We start from the raw sequence: 18,422 nt of genomic DNA, 5'->3' as shown, positions 1-18,422 counted from the left end.
AAATGGCGCGCCGCGTGAACGGCGCGCCATTTTCAGGAATGCGCTACGAATGGATCAGCGCGCTTCCTTGATGAACAGCGTCGTCAGCGCGCCGACCACGCAGAGCGCGCCGACGTACATCGCGGGTGCCATCGGGCTGGATTTCATCATCAGCGAGACGACGATCGGCGTAAGCCCGCCAAACACCGCATACGCGACGTTGTACGAAAACGAGATGCCCGAGAAACGCACGGCGGGCGGGAAGGCTTTCACCATCACGAACGGAATCGCGCCGATCACGCCGACGGTGAAGCCCGCGAATGCATACCACGGCAGCAGCACGGCGGCATCGAGCGCGACTTGCTGGAACATCAGCCAGTACGACACGGCGAGCGCTATCCCGCCGATGAAAATCGTCTTGCCCGCGCCGATGCGGCCAGCGATCGCGCCCGCGAGCACGCAGCCGATCGTGAGACAGAGCGTCGCCGCGCAATTCGCGACGAGCACCGTCGCCGGCGCGATGTGGAACTGCTTCTGCAGGAGCGTCGGCGTCATCAGGATCACGACCACGATCGCCGCCGACAGCATCCACGTGAGCAGCATCGAAACGATGACGGCGCGGCCGTGGTCGCGCAGCACGGCCTTGAGCGGAATCTCCGCCGCGAGCGACTTGCGCTTCTGCAGCTCGGCGAACACCGGCGTTTCATGCAGCCAGCGGCGCAGATAGACCGAGCACAGGCCGAACAGGCCGCCGAGCAGGAACGGCAGGCGCCACGCGAAATCGGCGACTTCGGCGGGCGCGAACGCCTTGTTGATGGCCGTGGCGATGAGCGAGCCGAGCAGGATGCCCGCCGTCAGGCCGGCCGTCAGCGTGCCGCACGCATAGCCGATATGGCGGCCCGGCACGTGCTCCGACACGAACACCCACGCGCCCGGCACCTCGCCGCCGACCGCCGCGCCCTGCATCACGCGGAACAGAAGCAGCAGGACGGGCGCCATCAGGCCGATCGACGCGTAGGTGGGAAGCATGCCCATCAGCAGCGTCGGGACGGACATCAGCAGCACGGAGAGCGTGAACATACGCTTGCGGCCGAGCAGGTCGCCGAAGTGCGCCATGATGATCCCGCCGAGCGGACGCGCCAGATAGCCCGCCGCGAAGATGCCGAAAGTCTGCAATTGACGCAGCCAGTCAGGAACCGACGGCGGGAAAAACAGTTGGCCGATGACCGGCGCGAAGAACACGAAGATGATGAAGTCGTAGAACTCGAGCGCGCCGCCGAGCGCGGCGAGCGTGAGCGTCTTGTAATCGCCGCGCGTGAGCGCACGGCCGGCCGCGCGCGGGGCGTCGGACAGAGGTGTTGCCTGCATCGAAAAAAGAACCCGTGAGTGGAAAAGCCACGCGTGACGCGCGGTAGAACGAGGCTTTGCCCTGCGGGAGTGACTAAACGCGCCGGGTGGACGCGAAGCGCAGGACCGGGCGAGGCGCGCAAGGCGCCAGGCAAGGACCCAGCGGGCGCGGATTCGCAAGCCGCCGCCCGTCATCCGCGCTGCGGGATGCGACGGACAGTCGCGGCGCAGCTTGCTACACGACGTCTCGGTAAAACGGCGGAAGCGGGAGTTTTTGAGCCAAACGCGGCATGTTACAGGATGAAAGGGGGGCAAAAGAGAAAAGCCGTTCTATTTTTCGAGATGGTTGCGCGCGTGAGACGTCGCGGGGGTTCCACGCGCCTGCACCGTCACATGCGTTGACAATTCGGATGAGTCCGATGGGAAAGGTTCAAGCCGCTGGCCAGAATGCGCAGCTTGAATCCCCGTCTCATCCCGCGACGAGACGCCCGGCGGGCGCCTGAAGCACGGCGCCGCCCCATGTCCCTTGGACTCATCAGGTAAGACACCATGCGCGTCGCCGTTTTGCAAACCGACCCAAGCTACCGAAATCTCATCAGCGATGTCGTCAAACGACTCGGCCACACGTGCGTCACGTTCGGCGACGGCCTCGTGCTGTCGAAAGCGCTGTCCCGCTCGACGGTCGATCTGCTGATTCTCGACTGGAACTCCACGGGCCTGTGCGGCCTGGATCTGCTGAAATCCGTGCGCTCGAGCTTCGGCGAGCGCGTGCCGGTCATGTTCGCGACGCCGGACGGCGCCGAGCACAACGTGGTCTGCGCGCTCACCGCAGGCGCGGACGATTATGTCGTCTATCCGATTCGCCCGGGCGAATTCGGCGCGCGCATCGAAGCGCTCCTGCGCCGCGCGTATCCCGCGACGTCGAGCGCGTGCCTCGAAGTCGGCCCGTACCGTTTCGACGCCCGCCAGCAGACCGTGACCGTGCGCGGCAAGCCGGTGCAGCTGAGCGGCACGCAATTCCGCCTCGCGCAGCTTTTCTTCTCGAATATCGGCCGTGTGCTGTCGCGCGATCACATATTCGCGATGGTGTGGGGCCGCGAGTTCCGCGAAACCACGCGCACGATCGACAGCCACGTGTCGCGTCTGCGGCTCGCGCTCGAGATCGAGCCGGTCAACAATTTCCGTCTGCAGCCGGTGTACAAGAGCGGTTATCGCCTGCTGCATCTCTACGATGAAGGCGAAGGCATCGACGGCGATCTCGCCGACCCTCCGCAGATCGCCGCCTGAATCAGCTAGCCAGCAATGAAAAAAATGCCGTCGCGATGACGGCATTTTCATTTACGCCTGCCCTCGGACCGCCGGCCGTTCGGGACGCGTCTCGATACTTCGGCGGATCAGCGCTTCGACCTCCTTGCGCGCTTCGCCCGCGAGCGGCAGACGCGGCGGGCGCACCGGGGTTGGAGCCGGCGAGCGTGGAGGGCGCGCTCGCGGCTCATGCGGCGCTCGGCCTGCCCGCCGACGCTCGATTCGCGCGCCTCGTGCGCGATGCCGTCACCGGACACCTTGCCGTGCCGCTGCGAGGATTTCTCGATCGGCGAGGCCGCCGCGCACGCGGACTAGCGCGACGCCAAACTGCAGACGCGGTGCGGCATGGGGCCGTGTCAGGGGCGCATCCGCGGCGAGGCGGCCGCGGTCTACTTCGGCTGGCCGCGCGTGGCGGCGCGTCCGCCGTTCGCGCCAGTGCGCATCGACACGCCGATCGCCGCGCGCGATGACGCCGGTTCGCCCGTTTCATAGTGGGGCCAGCGCCAATTTTGTCCGCGCCTGCGCGCTCCTATAATCGGACGCCTGATTTCTTCCAGCGCAACCGACACCATCACGCATGACGAGCACGACAGGCCTCATGACGAACCCGGCGACGATCGCGCACCCTCCGGCATCGACGCTTTCCGACATGCTCGCGCATTTCGCGTTGCTCGCGCCTGTGTTCGACGCGATGCCCGACATCGTCTTCTTCGTGAAAGACCGCGACGCGCGCTACGCGATGGTCAACCGCACGCTCGCGCGACGCTGCGGCCACAAGGACGACAAGTCGGCGCTCCTCGGCAAGACCGCGGAGGACGTGTTTCCCCGGCGCTTCGGGCGCGTCTACACGGCGCAGGACCAGGCGATCATCGCGCAGGGGCATCAGTTGATCGATCAGCTCGAACTGCATCTCTATCCGGGACGCGAGCCCGGCTGGTGCATGACCTGCAAGCAGCCGCTGCACGACGATCACGGGAACATCGTCGGACTTGCGGGCATATCGCGCGACTTGCAGGCGGCCGAAGGCACACATCCCGCATACAGCCGGCTTGCGGCGGTCGTGCAGCATATCCAGGAAAATTACGTGCAGCCGCTCAACATGCGGCAGCTCGCGCAGATGGCGAACATGTCCATCGCGCAACTGGAGCGCTACTTTCACAAGGTCTTTCACCTGACACCGCGTCAGGTTTTGCTGAAGACGCGGCTGGACGCCGCCACCGCGCTGCTCATGTCCGATGAAAAAGTCACCGATGTCGCCGCGCTCTGCGGCTACACCGATCACAGCGCCTTCACGCGCCAGTTCAAGGCGACGGTGGGCATCACGCCGAGCGAATATCGGGCGCTTCTGCAGATGGGGACATCGAGCGCATCGCGCGCCGATTCTGCACGAGAGGCAAACGTCTGATGGGAAATCGGGGTACGGCTCGTCCCTGAATTACACGGCCGTGCGGGCGCGGCGCGGGTTCGCGGGGCGCGCATCGGCTGGAATGCCCGCGGGACGTGGCATCCATGGCGATGCATTGCCAGCCGGTCCGCTTTTTGCTTGATGGGGCACACCGCGACCGGACAATTTTGCGCGCCGGCGCTGCCAAAACCGCGAGGCGTTCCGCACCGGCGCACACGCGGCATAAATAACGGTGCGTTCGGAATTCCCGCCGCGTTTTCGTGTCAATCAAATGCGCGCATCAGCGCGCGCGGCGGCGAGAGGTGGAGACCGCCGCGAGAATTCCGTTTTCGGCAGTTGAAAAGAACATCATGAACGAAGTGGCAAGACTGGGGCATATGCGGATCGTGCTGATCGAAGACGATCCGGAGAGCAGGGCATCACTGCAGATGTTGCTGGAAGAAGAGGGTGCGGAAGTCATCGCCGTGGCCGACGCCGAAGACGGCGCGCAAGCGGCGATCGAACACCTTCCCGATGCGGTGATCTGCGATCTCGACCTACCCGAGATGGACGGTTTTTATCTCATCCAACGTTTGCGCGATCACGAAATACGCGGCAACCTGCCGCCCTCCGTGGCGATCGCGCTGACGGGGCACGACGGCGACGAGTACCGATTACGCAGCATCGGCGAGGGTTTTCAGCATTTCATGACGAAGCCGGTTCATCCCGACGAGCTCGTCACGCTGATCAAGGATGCGGCCGGCGCGCGCGTGGTGATCTGAAGCGGCGCGAGGGTTCGGGGCCGCCTTTCGGCGGCGGCCCCCGGCTTACGACCGGTCGCGGTTGCGCGCACGCGTGGCGCCCGTGATGACGGCGATGCCCAGCAGGATCACGGCGACGATCAGGATCGTATGCTGCGCGACATGCATCGCGACGAGCGCCCACGACACGCCCCCGATAAGAATCAGCCAGCCGACGAGATAAATGATCAGCGTCATCGAATTCTCCTTTTACGTTGTGTGCTGGTAATGATCGTGCGGCCTCATGAAGGAGCGGAATCCTTTCGACGTTCCGGCGCGCACATGTTCGTGCCATGCAAGCGGCGTACCGCGGGCGGCATCGACGAACACGAACGAGAGTTGAAGCATGCTGACCGTCGTTCAGAAGGCGTGATCGGACGGTAATGGGACGACTGGCTGCGTCATTGCGTTCACCAAGCGCGCTTAGCGGCATCTGGTGAGTCACGAAAAACATCGCAATCGGTTATGACGCTCAAGCCGAAAGCGCTATCACACGCGGCCATATTGCGATCGGCGAGGGCGCCCTACGCTTAATCATGGCTCTGACGCCCGGCAAATGTATAAGCGGCGTCAGCGCCTCGTCACGACGAAAGCCGGCGGACGAGCGCGAATCGGCGTAGGGCACGACTACATATCGTCGTGAACGCGATTTGTTACCATTGCGCGTCACTTGAGCGCGCAATGAAAAAAGACAGCAACAGATTCTATGTACCGTGGACGGCCTTAGAGCCGTCGCAGCATTCTCCGTAGTCGTGCATCACAGCGACCTTCTCGCTGCCCCTTCACTGGCGGCTTTAAGAAACTTTCTTGGTTGGTTCGGCGTCGACCTCTTTCTGGTGCTCAGCGCATTCTTGCTGTCGCGCCTGTTGTTGCTTGAGAGGGAGAGGACGGGTGACGTGGGGATCGTGAATTTCTACATTCGGCGTGCGCTTCGAATCTGGCCGCTTTATGTAGTGTTCGTCACTTTCGCGTTGATTTGGGGCATTGTTAACGACGGAGCCTCCGCTCAACTCGTCGGTTGGTACATCGCACATCTTACCTTCACGCAGAATATTGAAGCCGCATATCACGGGTATTCGCCGTTTCCGTTTTCCGCGCACTTGTGGACGATCGCGCTGGAGGAACAGGCCTATTTGCTGATTCCGATCGCGACGGCAACATACTTTTCGCGAGGACATCAAAGGGGGTTGCTCATTGCTCTGGCAAGCGCGGCATTGGCGTTCGTCGTGATGCGTGTGGGAATCGTGTTGATCGGCAGAAGCCACCCGTTCCTCTGGGTTTCGCCTCTTAGAGCCGACACCTTCCTGTTCGGTATCTTCATGGGGCTCGGTACCGGCATTGGTGGTTCGAACGAGGCGTCGCGCACTCGATCTTTCTTCGCCATATCGGCAGTGGCTTTCCTGATCGTGGCGCTCGTTCGCATCGGGCCACCGGGCGCTTCGAACCTTTGCGAGATTTTCGGTTATCCAGTGATGGCGGGCACATGTTGCCTGATCGTATATGCGGTCTCGTTGTCGCCATCGATGCAGACGGTGTTCAGCTGCCGGCCCATTCGCCATTTGGGAAAGCTTTCATACGGCATATATCTGTTTCACATCTTCGCGTTGGCAGAATCGGCCGTTCTGCTTGATAAATTGGAACTACATGGATCAGCCGCAAGGTTCGGAGCCGCCGTCATTCTCACAGTAGTACTCGCCGAATGCTCGTACCGCGTGATCGAGCGTCCGTTTTTGCTCCTGAAAGACCGCTTCACCTCTGTCGAGAGTCGTCCGGCCTGACGCTTCCGGACGCTTCTGTCCGAGCATCGCCTGTTTTCACAGCCGCCTTCGGGCGGCTTTTTTATGTTCACCCATGCGACATAAGGCGTTTGCATGTCGCTAACACAGCACCCGCCAGATACACGTCGTAGCTGGTTTGACGGAACGATGAATATCTCCGACAGTCCTTCGGTGCTCCTCGCGTCGGTGTCCGCGACAGGCGAACGCTCGCCGATAACTGGCGGGCGGGCAGAGTATCAGGAGCCGCGCTGCGGCGATATTGGAAGCGCGATTCGCGCGGCATGCGACACTCGCTCTACGAAACGCCTTGCGACTCAAAACACCAACCCGCCATGCTGACCGTCCACCACCTCAACAACTCCCGCTCCCAGCGTGTGCTGTGGATGCTCGAGGAACTCGGCATCGACTACGAACTGAAGCGCTATCAGCGCGACCCGCGCACGATGCTCGCGCCGCCCGAGCTGCGTGCGGTGCATCCGCTCGGCAAGGCACCGGTCGTCACCGATGGCGCGCTGACGCTCGCGGAGTCGGGCGCGATCATCGAATATCTGGTCGACCGCTACGGCGAAGGGCGCTTCGCGCCGCCGCCGGGCGCATCGCCGGAGCGCGTGCGCTACAACTACTGGATGCATTACGCGGAAGGATCGGCGATGCCGCCGCTCTTGCTGAAGCTCGTCGCGCGGCGGCTGGAAAGCGCGAAGATGCCGTTCTTCGCGAAGCCGATCGCGCGGCGCATCGCGCAGACGATGCAAAGCAGCTTCATCGACCCGCAACTGCGGCTGCATTTCGGCTATATCGATGCCGAGCTGGCGAAGTCGACGTGGTTCGCGGGCGACACGTTCAGCGCCGCCGACGTGCAGATGAGCTTTCCGCTCGAAACCGGCAGCCATCGCGCGGGCGCGAAATCCTTGCCGCATGTCCGCGCGTTTCTCGAGCGCATCCATGCGCGGCCCGCTTACCAGCGCGCGCTGGAACGCGGCGGACGATACGACTACGCCACCTAGCCGTTCGGCCGACTGCCGCCTCGCCGGGCGCGTTGCGTACAATGAGTCGCACGCAACCACTGGCGAAAGGCGACGCATGGCCCGAATCGTTCCCGACGACTGGAAGAACCTCGAAGCGACCGGCGCCGCGGCGCGCGAGCTCGAGACGCTCGCGCTCCTCGAAAAACTGCCCGACGACTACACGGTCTATCACGGCGTGCACTGGACACGCATCAACGAAGGCTTTTCCGTATTCGGCGAAGCGGACTTCGTCGTAGTCGCGCCGTCGGGCCGCGTGCTGATGATCGAGATGAAAGCGGGCTTCCTGCGCGAAACGGGCGCGGGGCTCGTGAAGGTCTACCTGCAGAAGGAGCGCAACGTCGCCATTCAACTCGCGCGCTCGCTGGAGAATCTGCATCGGCGCTTCACGGCGGCGTTCGGCGCGGGCACGTACCGGATCGAGGAATTGCTGTATTGCCCCGACTACACGGTGAAGAATGCCGCGATCGCCGGCGTCTCGCCCGCGCGCATCGTCGATGCGAGCCGCAAGTCGCAGCTCGCGCGTGTCGTGCTCGACATCCTGCCGCCCGATGAGCCGCGCTTCGAATCGGCGGCGCGCATCCATCACTTTCTCGCCGACGAACTCTCGCTCACGCCCGATACCAACGCGCTCGTCGGCGCGGCGAACACGCTCGTCACGCGCCTGTCGGGCGGGCTCGCGGCCTGGGCGCGCCGGCTGGAATTCGAGCCGTTCCGCCTGCGCGTGATCGCGACCGCCGGCGCGGGCAAGACGCAACTCGCCGTGCGCGTGATGCGCGACGCGCTGGCGCAAGGCAAGAGCGTGCTCTACGTATGCTTCAACCGGCCGCTCGCCGACCATATCCGCGCGATCGCGCCGAAAGAGGCGAAGATCGCGAATTACCATCAACTGAGCGCGGCCGTCGCGCGCGATGCGGGCAGTCCGCCCGATTTCAGCCAGCCGGATGTCTTCACGACGCTCGAAGAGCGCTTTGCCGCGGTGCCCGTGCCCGAGCACTGGAAGACCGATGTGCTGATCGTCGACGAAGGCCAGGATTTCCAGGCGGCATGGGTCGGGGCGCTCGAACGCCTGCTGAATCCCGGCGGCGCGTGGTGGTGGCTGGAAGACCCGATGCAGAACCTCTATCTGCGCGAGCCGGTGCCGCTGCCGGACTGGACCATCCTGCGCGAAACGACGAACTATCGCAGCCCGCGCGATCTGCTCGGCTTCATCCGCAAGATCGTCGGACCCGAGGTGCGGCTCGACGCGGGCAGCCCGTTCGACGGCTCCGACGTCAGCATCTCCACCTACGAGGACGGACAGCCCGACGAAATCATCGAGGCGACCAAGCGCGCGATCACGCACGCGCTGTCGCTCGGCTTTCGCAAGCAGGACATCGCGGTGCTGTCGTTCCGGGGCCGCGAAGGCTCGGCGCTCACCGCGGTCGATCAGCTCGGGCCGCACCGGCTGCGCGCCTTCACCGGCACCTACGATCTCTTCGGCAACCCCGAGTATCGCGAGGGCGACGTGCTGCTCGAATCGATCTATCGCTTCAAGGGGCAGTCGGCGCCGTGCGTCGTCCTCACGGAAGTCGATTTCGACGCGCTCGACGAGCAGGCCGCGCGCAAGATCTTCGTCGGCGCGACACGGGCGACGATGAAGCTGATCGTGGTCGCATCCGGGCGCGCGGCCCGGGCCATCGAGGCGCTGCAGTAACGGATGGCTGTCACGAGCACCGAACCGTCCCTGCGCGCGCACGCCGCGCGCCCCCTGCGCCGCCTGTGGTATGCGGCGCTGATCGCGCTCGCCGTCGCGCCGCCGATCGGGGCGGTCGGCTACATGCTGTATTCGGGGCTGCTGGCGCGGGAGACGCACAGGCTCGTCGTGCCCCATGACGTCTACTGGGATGCCGCGCAACTGCAGATCGCCTACGAGCGCTTCCAGAATCAGGTGCTGCTCTACCGCAACGGCATCGACGAGGACGCCAGTGCCGTGCGTGCGAGCTATCGCCTGCTGCGCGCCCGGCTCACGCAAGTGTCGGAATCGACCGGGCTTTCGCGCGGCAACGAAGCGCTCCTGAACCGGCAGCGCGAAATCATGCGGCAACTGCAGACCGCGCTCGATTCCATCCAGTTTCACGTCGATCAGCTGCAGGGCGACCGCCAGCACACGCTGCGCGTGATCGGCGTGCTGCGCCAGAACGCGCCGGCCGTCGCCGAACTGGCGAGCGGGCGGCGGCTCATGGATGTTGCCGAGCGCGAGGCGATCGTGCGGGACTTCGAGGCGAAGCGCCGCTATCTGATCTACGGCGGCATCCTGCTCGGCGTGCTTTCCGCGGCGGCGACCGTGCTGCTGCTGTTGAACGGCTATCGGCGCACGCGGCTCATCGAGCAGCAGCGGGCCGCGCTCGCGGCCGAGCATCAGGCGACGCGCGTGGCGCGCGAGGCGGGCGTCGCGAAAGACACCTTCCTCGGCATGATCAGCCATGAATTGCGCACGCCGCTGCACGCGATCGTCTCGTCGGTCGAGCTGCTCGGCCTGAACGCGCGCGGGGACGCCGACCGCCGGATCATGCAGCGCCTCGAAACGGGCGCGCGTCATCTGGAAGCGCAGATGCGCGATCTCACCGACTACGCGCGTCTGGGCGCGGGCAAGCTCGAACTGCGCATGGCCGTGTTCGATCCGCGCGAATTGCTGGAATCCATCGTCGATGCGAACACGCCCGCCGCCTCCGCCAAGGGCCTGGAATTGCGCGGCGACTACGTGGGCGAGTCCGGCCCGATCGAGTCCGATCCGCATCGCGTGCGGCAGATCGTGACGAATCTCGTGACCAACGCGATCAAATACACCGAAGCCGGTTCCATCGACGTGCATTTCGCCCGCACGGAAAAGCGCCTCGATATCTCCGTGATCGACACCGGCCCGGGCATTTCGCGCGAACAATTGCCGCTCATTTTTCAGGAATTCACCCAGCTCGACTCGTCGAGCACGCGGCGTTTCGATGGCGCGGGCATGGGCCTCGCCGTCGTGCGCGGGCTCGTGGATCTGCTCGGCGGGAAGATCGAGGTGTCGAGCGAAGTGGGACAGGGCGCGGCGTTTCGCGTGAGCCTGCCGGCGGCTTCGGCGGCGCGGATGCCCGAGCGCGGCGAGCAGGAAGCCGGCGCACCTGACCTGCGCAAATCGCGCGTGCTCGTGATCGACGACCACGAGTCGATCCGCGATTCGCTGAGCGAGATGCTCACGCACCTGGGCTATTCGGCCGTCGCCTTGCCGGATGTGGACAGCGCGCTCGCGTGGCTGCGCGCCAACGACGCCGACGTGATCCTCGCCGACCTGCACATGCCCGGCAAGGACGGCTACTCGTTCGCGAACGCGTACCGCGCGCGCAGTGCGCCGGGCGCGAGCGTGCCGATCATCGCGGTGAGCGCGTATGCGCCCGAGCTGGTGGATCCGAGCGCGGTGGTCCTGTTCTTCGACTATCTGCTGAAGCCGGTGCGCTACGAAGTGCTGAAAGGCGCCGTCCACCGCGCGGTGAGGGCGCGCCGGCGCGTGACATGACGGAACGGTCCAGCGCTGGCGGCTAGCTGCGCATCAGCCGTTTCGACAGATCCGCGACGAGTATGCCGAGCCGCGCCGGCTTCTCGAAACACGCCACGTTGTAGTCGCGGATGACCTGGCTGATCTCGGATTCGCTCGCCTTGCCCGTGGTGAGCTCGCCCGTGAGGACGAATACCGGCGCGTCCGGATTGTCCGACTCGCGCACCGCGCGGATCGCGTCCGCCGACGTATGCATGCCGAACAGCCAGTCGATCACCACGGCATCGAAAACCTGCGTCTGCAGCGCTTCGCGAAACGCGTCGAGACCGTAGAAGGCCATCGCCGCGAAACCGGTGGCTTCGAGATAGTCGTGCAGGTTGTCGGCGGAGGCGTGATCGTCGTCGACCACGGCGATGATCGGCTTGTCGGTGTCCGGGCGGCGCGGCTGGATCTCGATCTTGTGGACGTCGCACGCTTCCTGCAGCAGCACGCCCTCATGCTTGGTGACGATCCAGCGGTTGTTGAGCTTCTGCGCGATGAAATCCGGCCGGCTGCCCGCCTCGAGTGCGTTGCCGACCCACGCCATGCAAGGGATTTCCACCGAGCCGAGCTTGAACACGGCGTCGTGCGCGGTGCCTTCGGTTTCGTCGGGGCGCGTGTTGATGGAGTCGAAGAGCTGGAGCGCGGGCTCGTCGAAGGCATCGGCGACGCGGCGGATCTGCGCGAGCGTCCACGGACTGTTGCCGCGCAGCTTCCGATGCCCCTGCGAAAAACTCAGGTCGAGAATGCGGCACAACTCGGCGGTCTGCTGCCGCTTGCCGATGCCGTGCCGGCTCATGAGTTCGCGCACGCGTTCCGCGACGGCGAGTGATTCCGAAGATGACGTTTCAGTGACCATTCAGCCAGTGGGATGCGTAAGAGTGGAACTGCGGAAGGCGCGGCCCGGCGCGGGCCGGGCGGCCATGCGCAGTTGTTTCGACATTGTAAATGGCGCGGCCCGGCGTACTCAAAATGCACCGCTCATCGCGGCGCAAATTCTTGATGTCATTGGCGAAATGCGTCGGGCCGCGGTTCGCCGGCGCGCGCGTGACTCACATGTTGTCGATCACGGCGTCGACCAGATCGCGCGGCGTGCGGAAGGTGCCCGGCGCGGCGGCGAGCGCGTTGAGCCGGTTGTCGATCAGCAGCGACGCGAGGCCGTGCACGTGCGCCCACGCCGATGCCATCGCGATGGTCTGCTCCTGCGTCATCGTGCCGAACGCGCTCTTGCTGCCCGGCGCGATGTCGGGCACGGAATCGAACACGTCGGCGAGGCCGGCCGCCGACATGCGCCGCGCTTCGACGAGCGAAGGCCGGTCCGTGTCGAGCAGTTCATTGCGCGACATCAGCCGGAAAAGGTCGGGATTGGCCGCCGCGAAGTCGATATAGCCGTGCGCGATCGCCCGGCCGCGTTCGACGCCGGGCTTCACGTCGGCGGCGCGCTTTTTCATCGATTGCGCGAGCCGCCGATGTCCGCTTGCCGCGAGTTCGGCCAGCACACCCGCCGTGTCGCCGAAATGATGTTGCGGAGCCGTGTGCGATACCCCGGCCTCACGCGCGATGGCGCGCAGCGTGAGACCGCGCAGCCCGTCGCGGCGCAGCACGGTTTCGGCGGCATGCAACAGCGCCTCCGGCAGCGAGCCGTGATGATAGGGATGCGGCGCGGCTTCCGCCGCTTTCGCGGGGCGGCCGCGTTTTCTTGCTGGCGTGACGTTCTGCATAGGAATGGAGACTCGCTGGTCGATCAATCTTTACAATGGAAAATTATGTTGACGCAAAAGCGCTTGAAAGTCAAAATCTTTCCACCGTAAAGATTAACGGCGCGAAGCGCCTCACCGATCACAGGAGAACGTCATGTCCTTCCAAGACATCTTGCTGGGTACGCCTACGTGGGTCTGGGTCCTGCTCGCCGTGCTGGTCTCGCGCGGCATGAAAGCGATGAAGAGCGGCACCGCGCCGCTCTCGAAACTCGGCATCGTGCCGGCCGTTTTCGCGGTCTGGGGGCTGCTGCATGTGCTGTCCGATCCGGCGGCGGGCTGGGATACGGCGCTGATGTGGGTCGCGGGCGGCGCGCTGGGTGTGGGAGTCGGCGCGGCAATCGCAAGGAAGAGCGGCCTGACGGTGGACCGCATGGCTCGCACGGTCACGCTGCCGGGCTCGGCGGTGCCGCTCGCGCTGATCCTTCTGACCTTCGCGATGAAATTCTGGATCGGCTTCGAGCTCGCGACGGCGGCGCATATCGGCGTGGATTCGACCTTCATCGTGCTGAATGGTCTTGTCTCGGGCATCGTGGCGGGAATCTTCGCCGGGCGCTTTCTGATCTACTGGCTGGCGCTGCGGCCGACGGCGGAGCCCGTTCTGGAGCGCGCGTAACCGCTCAAGTGGCCGTGAAGCCGTTGCCAGGCTTCACGGCCACGAAGGTTTACTGCGGCTGAATGTTGGCGGCTTGCAAGCCCTTCGGTCCCTGTCTCACTTCGAACAGCACGCGCTGGTTCTCCTGCAAGGACTTGAAGCCGTCGGCGCGGATTTCCGAAAAATGCGCGAACAGGTCCGGCGCGCCGTCGTCGGGTTTGATGAAGCCAAAGCCCTTCGCATCGTTGAACCATTTCACAGTGCCAGTTGCCATCGTTTCCTCTTCTTCTGCAGCGTTGGGCGAGGATTGTCCTCGCGTAAGTGGATCGTTATCAGAACATGCGGACGCGTCAGGCCAGCGCGGACGCGCGTTCGCGTGCGGGCGGGTGCGCGGCGGGGATTTCGTCGAGCAACATCGAAAGCGCATCTTGCGATTCGCGTCCGCCGAACTCGCGCAATGTCGCGAGCAGCGTCCGCCACGGCGCCGGCCAGCGGGTTTCGCGCACGCAGCGGCCGTTGGCGTCGGTGATGCGCAACAAGGTGGTGTCGGGATGATAAGTCAGCGTGACGGGCATTCCGTCGAGTACGCAGGTCGCGGTGCAGGCTTTCGGAGTGAACATGCTGTGATTGCTCGAGTGATCGTCTGATTAAAGGCCGAAGCCTTGAGCAACGACCGTGCCTGAGACCTGACGCGCTCCTTGCGCTGACGTTCGTCGACTCCGGAGTGAAATAAAGTTCGCGATTGTTGAATGGAGTATTGCCTTTTTTCGCGACAATTGGCGCCTTTATGCGCGTTACACTGCGATGCATCAATGATCGGAGGCCGCCGTGCTGCTCACTGTTCTTTTGCTTTGCCCGATTGGAGTCGCCGCGCTTTTTGCGTTCGCGCTTGCCGCGGACAGGCATTTCAACGATTCGCTGTCCGTTTCCGATGGCCCTAGCAACGCGACGAAAGCGGCGCCTGTGTCACGCAAGCGCACGGTCGAGGAGCGATCGTCGTGAGCGCACCGCATCGAAATTTCTTGACGTTTATCGAGAAATTTTAATTTTTGGCGAGATTTGCGCGCTCGCTTCGAAAAAGCCTAATTTCCCGATGCTGCCGGGTGGTTCGTGAACGCGTCGCGCACGACTTCCTCGATGCGATCGAGCACGGGACGGGGAATGTGCTGATACTGCTTTCGGCGATGCACCGACAGCACGCCCTTGTTGGACTGGACCATGCGGATGAGCGCCGACAAGTCCTTGCGCGGCAGATCGAATTCATCGTTCAGGCGCGCAAACGCGACGTCGTAGTCTTGCAGCCAGGCGATCTCGCGCGGAATTTCCTCACGCACGGCCTCCTTGATCATCGCGTGGAGAAACGCCACTTCGCGGTCGGCGTTGAAGAAGCGATACGCGCGGCTCGAAGGCGCGCTCAGCACGAGCGGCTCCGTATCGATGCGCCGGTAGTCCCACAGCCGCGTCACCGGGCGCGAAAACGCCGTCAGCACGGCGTGATAAGCCGGAATATTGCGCTCCATCACCGCCGAAACCGGGATCACGGTATCCGCCGCGAGCAGCCCCGAGCGCGCGAGCACGTGCTGAATGAGAAAGCGATGCAGCCGGCCGTTGCCGTCGAAGAACGGATGCAGATAGACAAAGCCGAAGGCGGCGCACGCGGCCTTCACGAGCACGTCGGGGCAACGCTTCGGATCGTTGATGAAGTGTTCCCAGTCGGCCATCACGCGCCGCAGATCGCCGATCGGCGCGGGAAAGAAGTCGACGCGTCCCGCCGCGTCTTCCAGCCAGTTCTGCTTGCTCCGGTACGACGCTTCCTGGCTGTAGACATCGCGCACGATCACGTTCTGTAGCTGCACGAGCCATTCTTCATCGACGATCGCCTGCTCGCCCGCGCGCCGCAGAAGCTGAACGAAGCGCTCCTGCTTGTCCGAGCTGGGCGTCTCCGATTCGATCGCGTAGCTGCCTCGCGTTTCCGACAGATACAGGAACGCGAGCGTACGCCGATACAGCTCCGGGTCCTGCATCGCATCGAGTGTGCTTTGCGCTTCGAGCAGGAGGTCGGCCAGGGGCGGATCGTCGGGGATGGCCGCGCGATGGACGATCGGACAGAACCCCGGCGTGCCGAGCGCGTTGTTGCGCACGCGAAAGCGCGGCGCGCGCGTCGGCTGCGGCGCGGTGTAGTAGAGGTCGGCCGGAAAGAGATCGACATAGCCGCCCTTGACGGTCACGCCCGCATCCAGGTCCCGTCCCGTCAGCCATTCCCAGAGAAAACACGCGCGGCGAATCTGCTCGCCGGTCGGCGTCTCGCGCAAACGCGCGATGAGTTCGCCGGGCTCCATATGCTCGAACGCGGCATCGATGACTTCGAGATTCACGCCTTCGTGACGCAGCGCGAACTCCAGATGTCCGACGGGCGTATCGTCGAAGGCGACACTGTTCGGAAAGAGAATCTGGCTTTCGCTGTCGATGCGCCGGTTCACCGACGAACTGGCGTACGCGAGCCGCTGCGGCGGCGTCACGCGCAACTCGCCGATGGCAATGAGACGGGCATAACCGATCGGCGTCATCGAGATTTCTTAACGATTATCGAGAAATCGTAACTTTACGCCGATTTCACTGGGATTCATCGAGAAATCTTAACCATCGCCCGTTCGGCCCGACGCTTCGATCCGGTTTTGCTATCGAACGATTGCCCTTTCGAATTGTTGCGCTATTGGCGTGGGACTATAGTGCCTCTCACGGCATGACAACCAAAGCAACGAAAACGAAAAGGAGACGAACCCATGAACCGTATCGACCTGGCAAACCGCGTGGTGATCATCACGGGCGGCGCGCGCGGCATCGGACTCGCGGTGGCCGAGCGCGCGCTGGAATCGGGCGCCGATGTGTCGCTGTGGGATGTCGACGGGGAGCGCCTCGCGCGCACGAGCGCCGAACTCTCGACGAAGTTCAGGGAGCGCAGGATCAGCGACGCGGTCGTCGAGCTCACCGAAGAAGCGTCCGTCGACGCCGCCGTGAAGAAGACACTCGCGGCACATGGCCGGATCGACGTGCTCGTCAACAACGCGGGCATCACCGGCGGCAACGGCGCGACCTGGGAGCTCGCGCCCGACGTGTGGCGCCGCGTGATCGACGTCAACCTGATCGGGCCGTATCTGACATGCCGCGCCGTGGTGCCGCACATGCTGAAGGCGGGCTATGGGCGCATCGTCAATATCGCGTCGATCGCGGGCAAGGAAGGCAATCCGAACGCGTCGCACTACAGCGCGTCGAAGGCCGGGCTGATCGGGCTCACGAAATCGCTCGGCAAGGAGCTGGCGGGCAAGAACATCCTCGTGAATGCCGTCACGCCCGCCGCCGCGAAAACCGAAATCTTCGATTCGATGTCGCAGCAGCACATCGACTACATGCTCTCCAAGATTCCGATGAACCGGTTCCTGATGCCGCAGGAAGCCGCTTCGCTGATTCTCTGGCTGTCGTCCGAGGACTGCGCGTTCAGCACGGGCGCGGTGTTCGATCTGTCGGGCGGTCGCGCGACGTACTGAGCCGCGTCATCGGGAGAATCACATGAACGATTCCGCACAGTCGGAAGGCGCTGTCACGTCCCGCGTGATGCGCCGGCTGCTGCCGTTCCTTCTGTTGATGTACGTGCTCGCGTTTCTGGACCGCGCGAACATCGGCTTTGCGCAGAAGGCGCTGCAGCAGGACACCGGTTTGTCGAATGCCGCGTTCGCGTTCGGCGCGGGCGTGTTCTTCGTCGGCTATGCCATCTTCGAAGTGCCGAGCAATCTGCTGCTGCATCGCGTCGGCGCGAGGCTGTGGATGTGCCGCATCATGGTGACGTGGGGCCTCGTCTCGGCGGCGATGGCCTTCGCGCACAGCGCCACCACGTTCTATACGCTGCGCTTTCTGCTGGGCGTGGCCGAGGCGGGCTTCTTTCCCGGCATCGTCTATTACCTGACGCGCTGGTTCCCGCAATCGTCGCGGGCGCGCGCGCTCGGCGTGTTTTACTTCGGCGCGCCGCTCGCGTTCATCTTCGGCGCGCCGCTGTCCGGCCTGCTGCTGGATCTGCACGGCGCGCTCGGGCTGAAGGGCTGGCAATGGCTCTTTCTGGTCGAAGGGCTGCTCGCGTCGATCGTCGGCGTGTGGGCGTTCTGGTATCTCGACGACGAACCCGCGAAGGCGCGCTGGCTCACGCACGAACAGCGCACGCTGCTCGCCCGGCGGCTGGACGACGACGCCCGCTTCGCGTCGTCGCACGGGCCGCGCAGCGTGCTGGCAGCGCTCGTCGATGCGCGCGTGCTCGTGTTGTGCTGCGTGTACTTCCTGATCCAGGCGGCGGTCTACGGCGTCGTGTTCTATCTGCCGCAACAGGTGGCGGCGCTGCTCGGCACGAAAGTGGGCTTGCGCGTCGGGCTCGTCACGTCGCTGCCGTGGATCGCGGCCGTGATCGTCACGTGGATCGTGCCGCGCTACGCCGATCGCACGGGCACGCATCGCCTGTGCGCGGTGGCGCTGCTCGTGATGTCCGGCATCGCGATCGCGGTATCGGGTCTCGCGGGATCGGCGGTCGTCTCGCTCATCGCGCTGTGCTGCGCGGCGAGCGGCTTCATCGCCGCACAACCGCTCTTCTGGACTTTCCCGACGCGCTATCTGACGGGCGCGGCCGCCGCGGCCGGGATCGCGCTCATCAACTCGCTCGGCGGACTCGGCGGCTTCTTCGCGCCGATGGCCCGCACCGCCGCCGAAGCGGCCTTCCACTCGACGAGCGCCGGGCTGACGGTGCTCGGCGGCGCGAGCGTGCTCGCGGCGATCGTCATCGTCGCGCTGGTGCGCACGCGTGAAAGCAGCACGATTCCGGATACGCGCGGCAAGCCCGCGAAAGCGTCCTAAACAACC

At 64.5% G+C, this 18,422-nt stretch carries 18 protein-coding genes; 11 read left to right on the top strand and 7 right to left on the bottom strand.

Translation table 11 applies throughout. The annotated features are described in order from the left end of the window. Positions 1-54 precede the first annotated feature (54 nt). Positions 55-1,347, bottom strand: coding sequence for an MFS transporter (locus AWB78_RS08625; protein WP_062604143.1), 1,293 nt, complete (start codon positions 1,345-1,347; stop codon positions 55-57). A 528-nt stretch (positions 1,348-1,875) separates the two neighbouring features. Between AWB78_RS08625 and AWB78_RS08620 the strand changes: the two genes are divergently transcribed. The 4 genes from AWB78_RS08620 (at position 1,876) to AWB78_RS08610 (ending at position 4,797) form a co-directional block, all read left to right on the top strand. Next, positions 1,876-2,613 carry a response regulator transcription factor gene (locus tag AWB78_RS08620; protein WP_062604142.1) on the top strand — a complete coding sequence of 246 codons (738 nt, stop codon included), beginning with the start codon at positions 1,876-1,878 and terminating at the stop codon, positions 2,611-2,613. 363 nt (positions 2,614-2,976) lie between these two features. Next, positions 2,977-3,123, top strand: coding sequence for a hypothetical protein (locus tag AWB78_RS48245; protein ID WP_232477646.1), 147 nt, complete (start codon positions 2,977-2,979; stop codon positions 3,121-3,123). Between the two features lie 106 nt (positions 3,124-3,229). Continuing rightward, positions 3,230-4,036 (top strand): AraC family transcriptional regulator, encoded by an 807-nt coding sequence (locus tag AWB78_RS08615; protein ID WP_062604141.1) that lies wholly within the window; start codon positions 3,230-3,232, stop codon positions 4,034-4,036. 350 nt (positions 4,037-4,386) lie between these two features. Next, positions 4,387-4,797, top strand: a complete 411-nt coding sequence (locus tag AWB78_RS08610; protein ID WP_062604240.1) for a response regulator — start codon at positions 4,387-4,389, stop codon at positions 4,795-4,797. Positions 4,798-4,842: 45 nt separating this feature from the next. Here AWB78_RS08610 and AWB78_RS47585 read toward each other — a convergent pair whose 3' ends face one another. Further along, entirely contained in the window at positions 4,843-5,013 is a 171-nt protein-coding gene (locus tag AWB78_RS47585; RefSeq protein ID WP_198399239.1) for a hypothetical protein, read from the bottom strand. Between the two features lie 515 nt (positions 5,014-5,528). Between AWB78_RS47585 and AWB78_RS08605 the strand changes: the two genes are divergently transcribed. The 4 genes from AWB78_RS08605 (at position 5,529) to AWB78_RS08590 (ending at position 11,153) form a co-directional block, all read left to right on the top strand. Then, the gene (locus AWB78_RS08605) at positions 5,529-6,593 is read left to right on the top strand and encodes an acyltransferase family protein (RefSeq protein WP_062604140.1); all 1,065 of its coding nucleotides are present in this window, start codon (positions 5,529-5,531) and stop codon (positions 6,591-6,593) included. Positions 6,594-6,925: 332 nt separating this feature from the next. Further along, a complete protein-coding gene (locus tag AWB78_RS08600) occupies positions 6,926-7,597 on the top strand; it encodes a glutathione S-transferase family protein (protein ID WP_062604139.1) in 672 nt (223 codons plus the stop codon). A 76-nt stretch (positions 7,598-7,673) separates the two neighbouring features. Beyond that, on the top strand, positions 7,674-9,311 hold the full coding sequence (locus tag AWB78_RS08595) for an ATP-binding domain-containing protein (protein ID WP_062604138.1): 1,638 nt from the start codon (positions 7,674-7,676) through the stop codon (positions 9,309-9,311). A 3-nt stretch (positions 9,312-9,314) separates the two neighbouring features. Then, positions 9,315-11,153, top strand: a complete 1,839-nt coding sequence (locus AWB78_RS08590; protein ID WP_062604137.1) for an ATP-binding response regulator — start codon at positions 9,315-9,317, stop codon at positions 11,151-11,153. Positions 11,154-11,175: 22 nt separating this feature from the next. On the opposite strand, the gene AWB78_RS08585 is transcribed toward AWB78_RS08590, so the two are convergent. Together AWB78_RS08585 and AWB78_RS08580 are read right to left on the bottom strand one after the other, a co-directional pair. Then, entirely contained in the window at positions 11,176-12,030 is an 855-nt protein-coding gene (locus AWB78_RS08585) for a helix-turn-helix domain-containing protein (protein ID WP_062604136.1), read from the bottom strand. A gap of 193 nt (positions 12,031-12,223) precedes the next feature. Further along, complete coding sequence (locus AWB78_RS08580; RefSeq protein ID WP_074173413.1) at positions 12,224-12,892, bottom strand: TetR/AcrR family transcriptional regulator; 669 nt, start codon at positions 12,890-12,892, stop codon at positions 12,224-12,226. Between the two features lie 133 nt (positions 12,893-13,025). Here AWB78_RS08580 and AWB78_RS08575 point away from each other — a divergent pair, with 133 nt between their 5' ends. Beyond that, the gene (locus tag AWB78_RS08575; protein WP_062604134.1) at positions 13,026-13,544 is read left to right on the top strand and encodes a DUF6622 family protein; all 519 of its coding nucleotides are present in this window, start codon (positions 13,026-13,028) and stop codon (positions 13,542-13,544) included. Positions 13,545-13,593: 49 nt separating this feature from the next. On the opposite strand, the gene AWB78_RS08570 is transcribed toward AWB78_RS08575, so the two are convergent. The 3 genes from AWB78_RS08570 to AWB78_RS08560 all read right to left on the bottom strand — a co-directional run bounded on the left by AWB78_RS08570 (position 13,594) and on the right by AWB78_RS08560 (position 16,090). Continuing rightward, positions 13,594-13,797, bottom strand: a complete 204-nt coding sequence (locus tag AWB78_RS08570; RefSeq protein ID WP_062604133.1) for a cold-shock protein — start codon at positions 13,795-13,797, stop codon at positions 13,594-13,596. Positions 13,798-13,873: 76 nt separating this feature from the next. Beyond that, complete coding sequence (locus tag AWB78_RS08565; RefSeq protein ID WP_232477645.1) at positions 13,874-14,143, bottom strand: hypothetical protein; 270 nt, start codon at positions 14,141-14,143, stop codon at positions 13,874-13,876. 462 nt (positions 14,144-14,605) lie between these two features. After that, positions 14,606-16,090: a Fic family protein gene (locus AWB78_RS08560; RefSeq protein WP_062604132.1), complete on the bottom strand. Its 1,485-nt coding sequence runs from the start codon at positions 16,088-16,090 to the stop codon at positions 14,606-14,608. 216 nt (positions 16,091-16,306) lie between these two features. Here AWB78_RS08560 and AWB78_RS08555 point away from each other — a divergent pair, with 216 nt between their 5' ends. Both AWB78_RS08555 and AWB78_RS08550 read left to right on the top strand, forming a co-directional pair. Continuing rightward, complete coding sequence (locus tag AWB78_RS08555) at positions 16,307-17,068, top strand: SDR family oxidoreductase (RefSeq protein WP_062604131.1); 762 nt, start codon at positions 16,307-16,309, stop codon at positions 17,066-17,068. A 22-nt stretch (positions 17,069-17,090) separates the two neighbouring features. After that, positions 17,091-18,416: an MFS transporter gene (locus tag AWB78_RS08550; protein ID WP_062604130.1), complete on the top strand. Its 1,326-nt coding sequence runs from the start codon at positions 17,091-17,093 to the stop codon at positions 18,414-18,416. Positions 18,417-18,422: the final 6 nt, after the last annotated feature.

The sequence above is a fragment of the Caballeronia calidae genome (genome assembly GCF_900044055.2).
GTDB lineage: Bacteria > Pseudomonadota > Gammaproteobacteria > Burkholderiales > Burkholderiaceae > Caballeronia > Caballeronia calidae.
Note: the sequence above shows the minus strand (reverse complement) of the source record. Positions and strands in the feature narration are given on the sequence as shown.

What these genes read in the sequence shown, in the direction of transcription:
- AWB78_RS08620 (WP_062604142.1), top strand. Translation starts at nt 1,876, where the DNA reads ATGCGCGTCGCCGTTTTGCAAACCGACCCAAGCTACCGAAATCTCATC.
- AWB78_RS08555 (WP_062604131.1), top strand. Translation starts at nt 16,307, where the DNA reads ATGAACCGTATCGACCTGGCAAACCGCGTGGTGATCATCACGGGCGGC.
- AWB78_RS47585 (WP_198399239.1), bottom strand. Translation starts at nt 5,013, where the DNA reads ATGACGCTGATCATTTATCTCGTCGGCTGGCTGATTCTTATCGGGGGC.
- AWB78_RS08570 (WP_062604133.1), bottom strand. Translation starts at nt 13,797, where the DNA reads ATGGCAACTGGCACTGTGAAATGGTTCAACGATGCGAAGGGCTTTGGC.
- AWB78_RS08575 (WP_062604134.1), top strand. Translation starts at nt 13,026, where the DNA reads ATGTCCTTCCAAGACATCTTGCTGGGTACGCCTACGTGGGTCTGGGTC.
- AWB78_RS08550 (WP_062604130.1), top strand. Translation starts at nt 17,091, where the DNA reads ATGAACGATTCCGCACAGTCGGAAGGCGCTGTCACGTCCCGCGTGATG.
- AWB78_RS08625 (WP_062604143.1), bottom strand. Translation starts at nt 1,347, where the DNA reads ATGCAGGCAACACCTCTGTCCGACGCCCCGCGCGCGGCCGGCCGTGCG.
- AWB78_RS08615 (WP_062604141.1), top strand. Translation starts at nt 3,230, where the DNA reads ATGACGAACCCGGCGACGATCGCGCACCCTCCGGCATCGACGCTTTCC.
- AWB78_RS08565 (WP_232477645.1), bottom strand. Translation starts at nt 14,143, where the DNA reads ATGTTCACTCCGAAAGCCTGCACCGCGACCTGCGTACTCGACGGAATG.
- AWB78_RS08590 (WP_062604137.1), top strand. Translation starts at nt 9,315, where the DNA reads ATGGCTGTCACGAGCACCGAACCGTCCCTGCGCGCGCACGCCGCGCGC.
- AWB78_RS08560 (WP_062604132.1), bottom strand. Translation starts at nt 16,090, where the DNA reads ATGACGCCGATCGGTTATGCCCGTCTCATTGCCATCGGCGAGTTGCGC.
- AWB78_RS08610 (WP_062604240.1), top strand. Translation starts at nt 4,387, where the DNA reads ATGAACGAAGTGGCAAGACTGGGGCATATGCGGATCGTGCTGATCGAA.
- AWB78_RS08585 (WP_062604136.1), bottom strand. Translation starts at nt 12,030, where the DNA reads ATGGTCACTGAAACGTCATCTTCGGAATCACTCGCCGTCGCGGAACGC.
- AWB78_RS08600 (WP_062604139.1), top strand. Translation starts at nt 6,926, where the DNA reads ATGCTGACCGTCCACCACCTCAACAACTCCCGCTCCCAGCGTGTGCTG.
- AWB78_RS08580 (WP_074173413.1), bottom strand. Translation starts at nt 12,892, where the DNA reads ATGCAGAACGTCACGCCAGCAAGAAAACGCGGCCGCCCCGCGAAAGCG.
- AWB78_RS08595 (WP_062604138.1), top strand. Translation starts at nt 7,674, where the DNA reads ATGGCCCGAATCGTTCCCGACGACTGGAAGAACCTCGAAGCGACCGGC.
- AWB78_RS48245 (WP_232477646.1), top strand. Translation starts at nt 2,977, where the DNA reads ATGGGGCCGTGTCAGGGGCGCATCCGCGGCGAGGCGGCCGCGGTCTAC.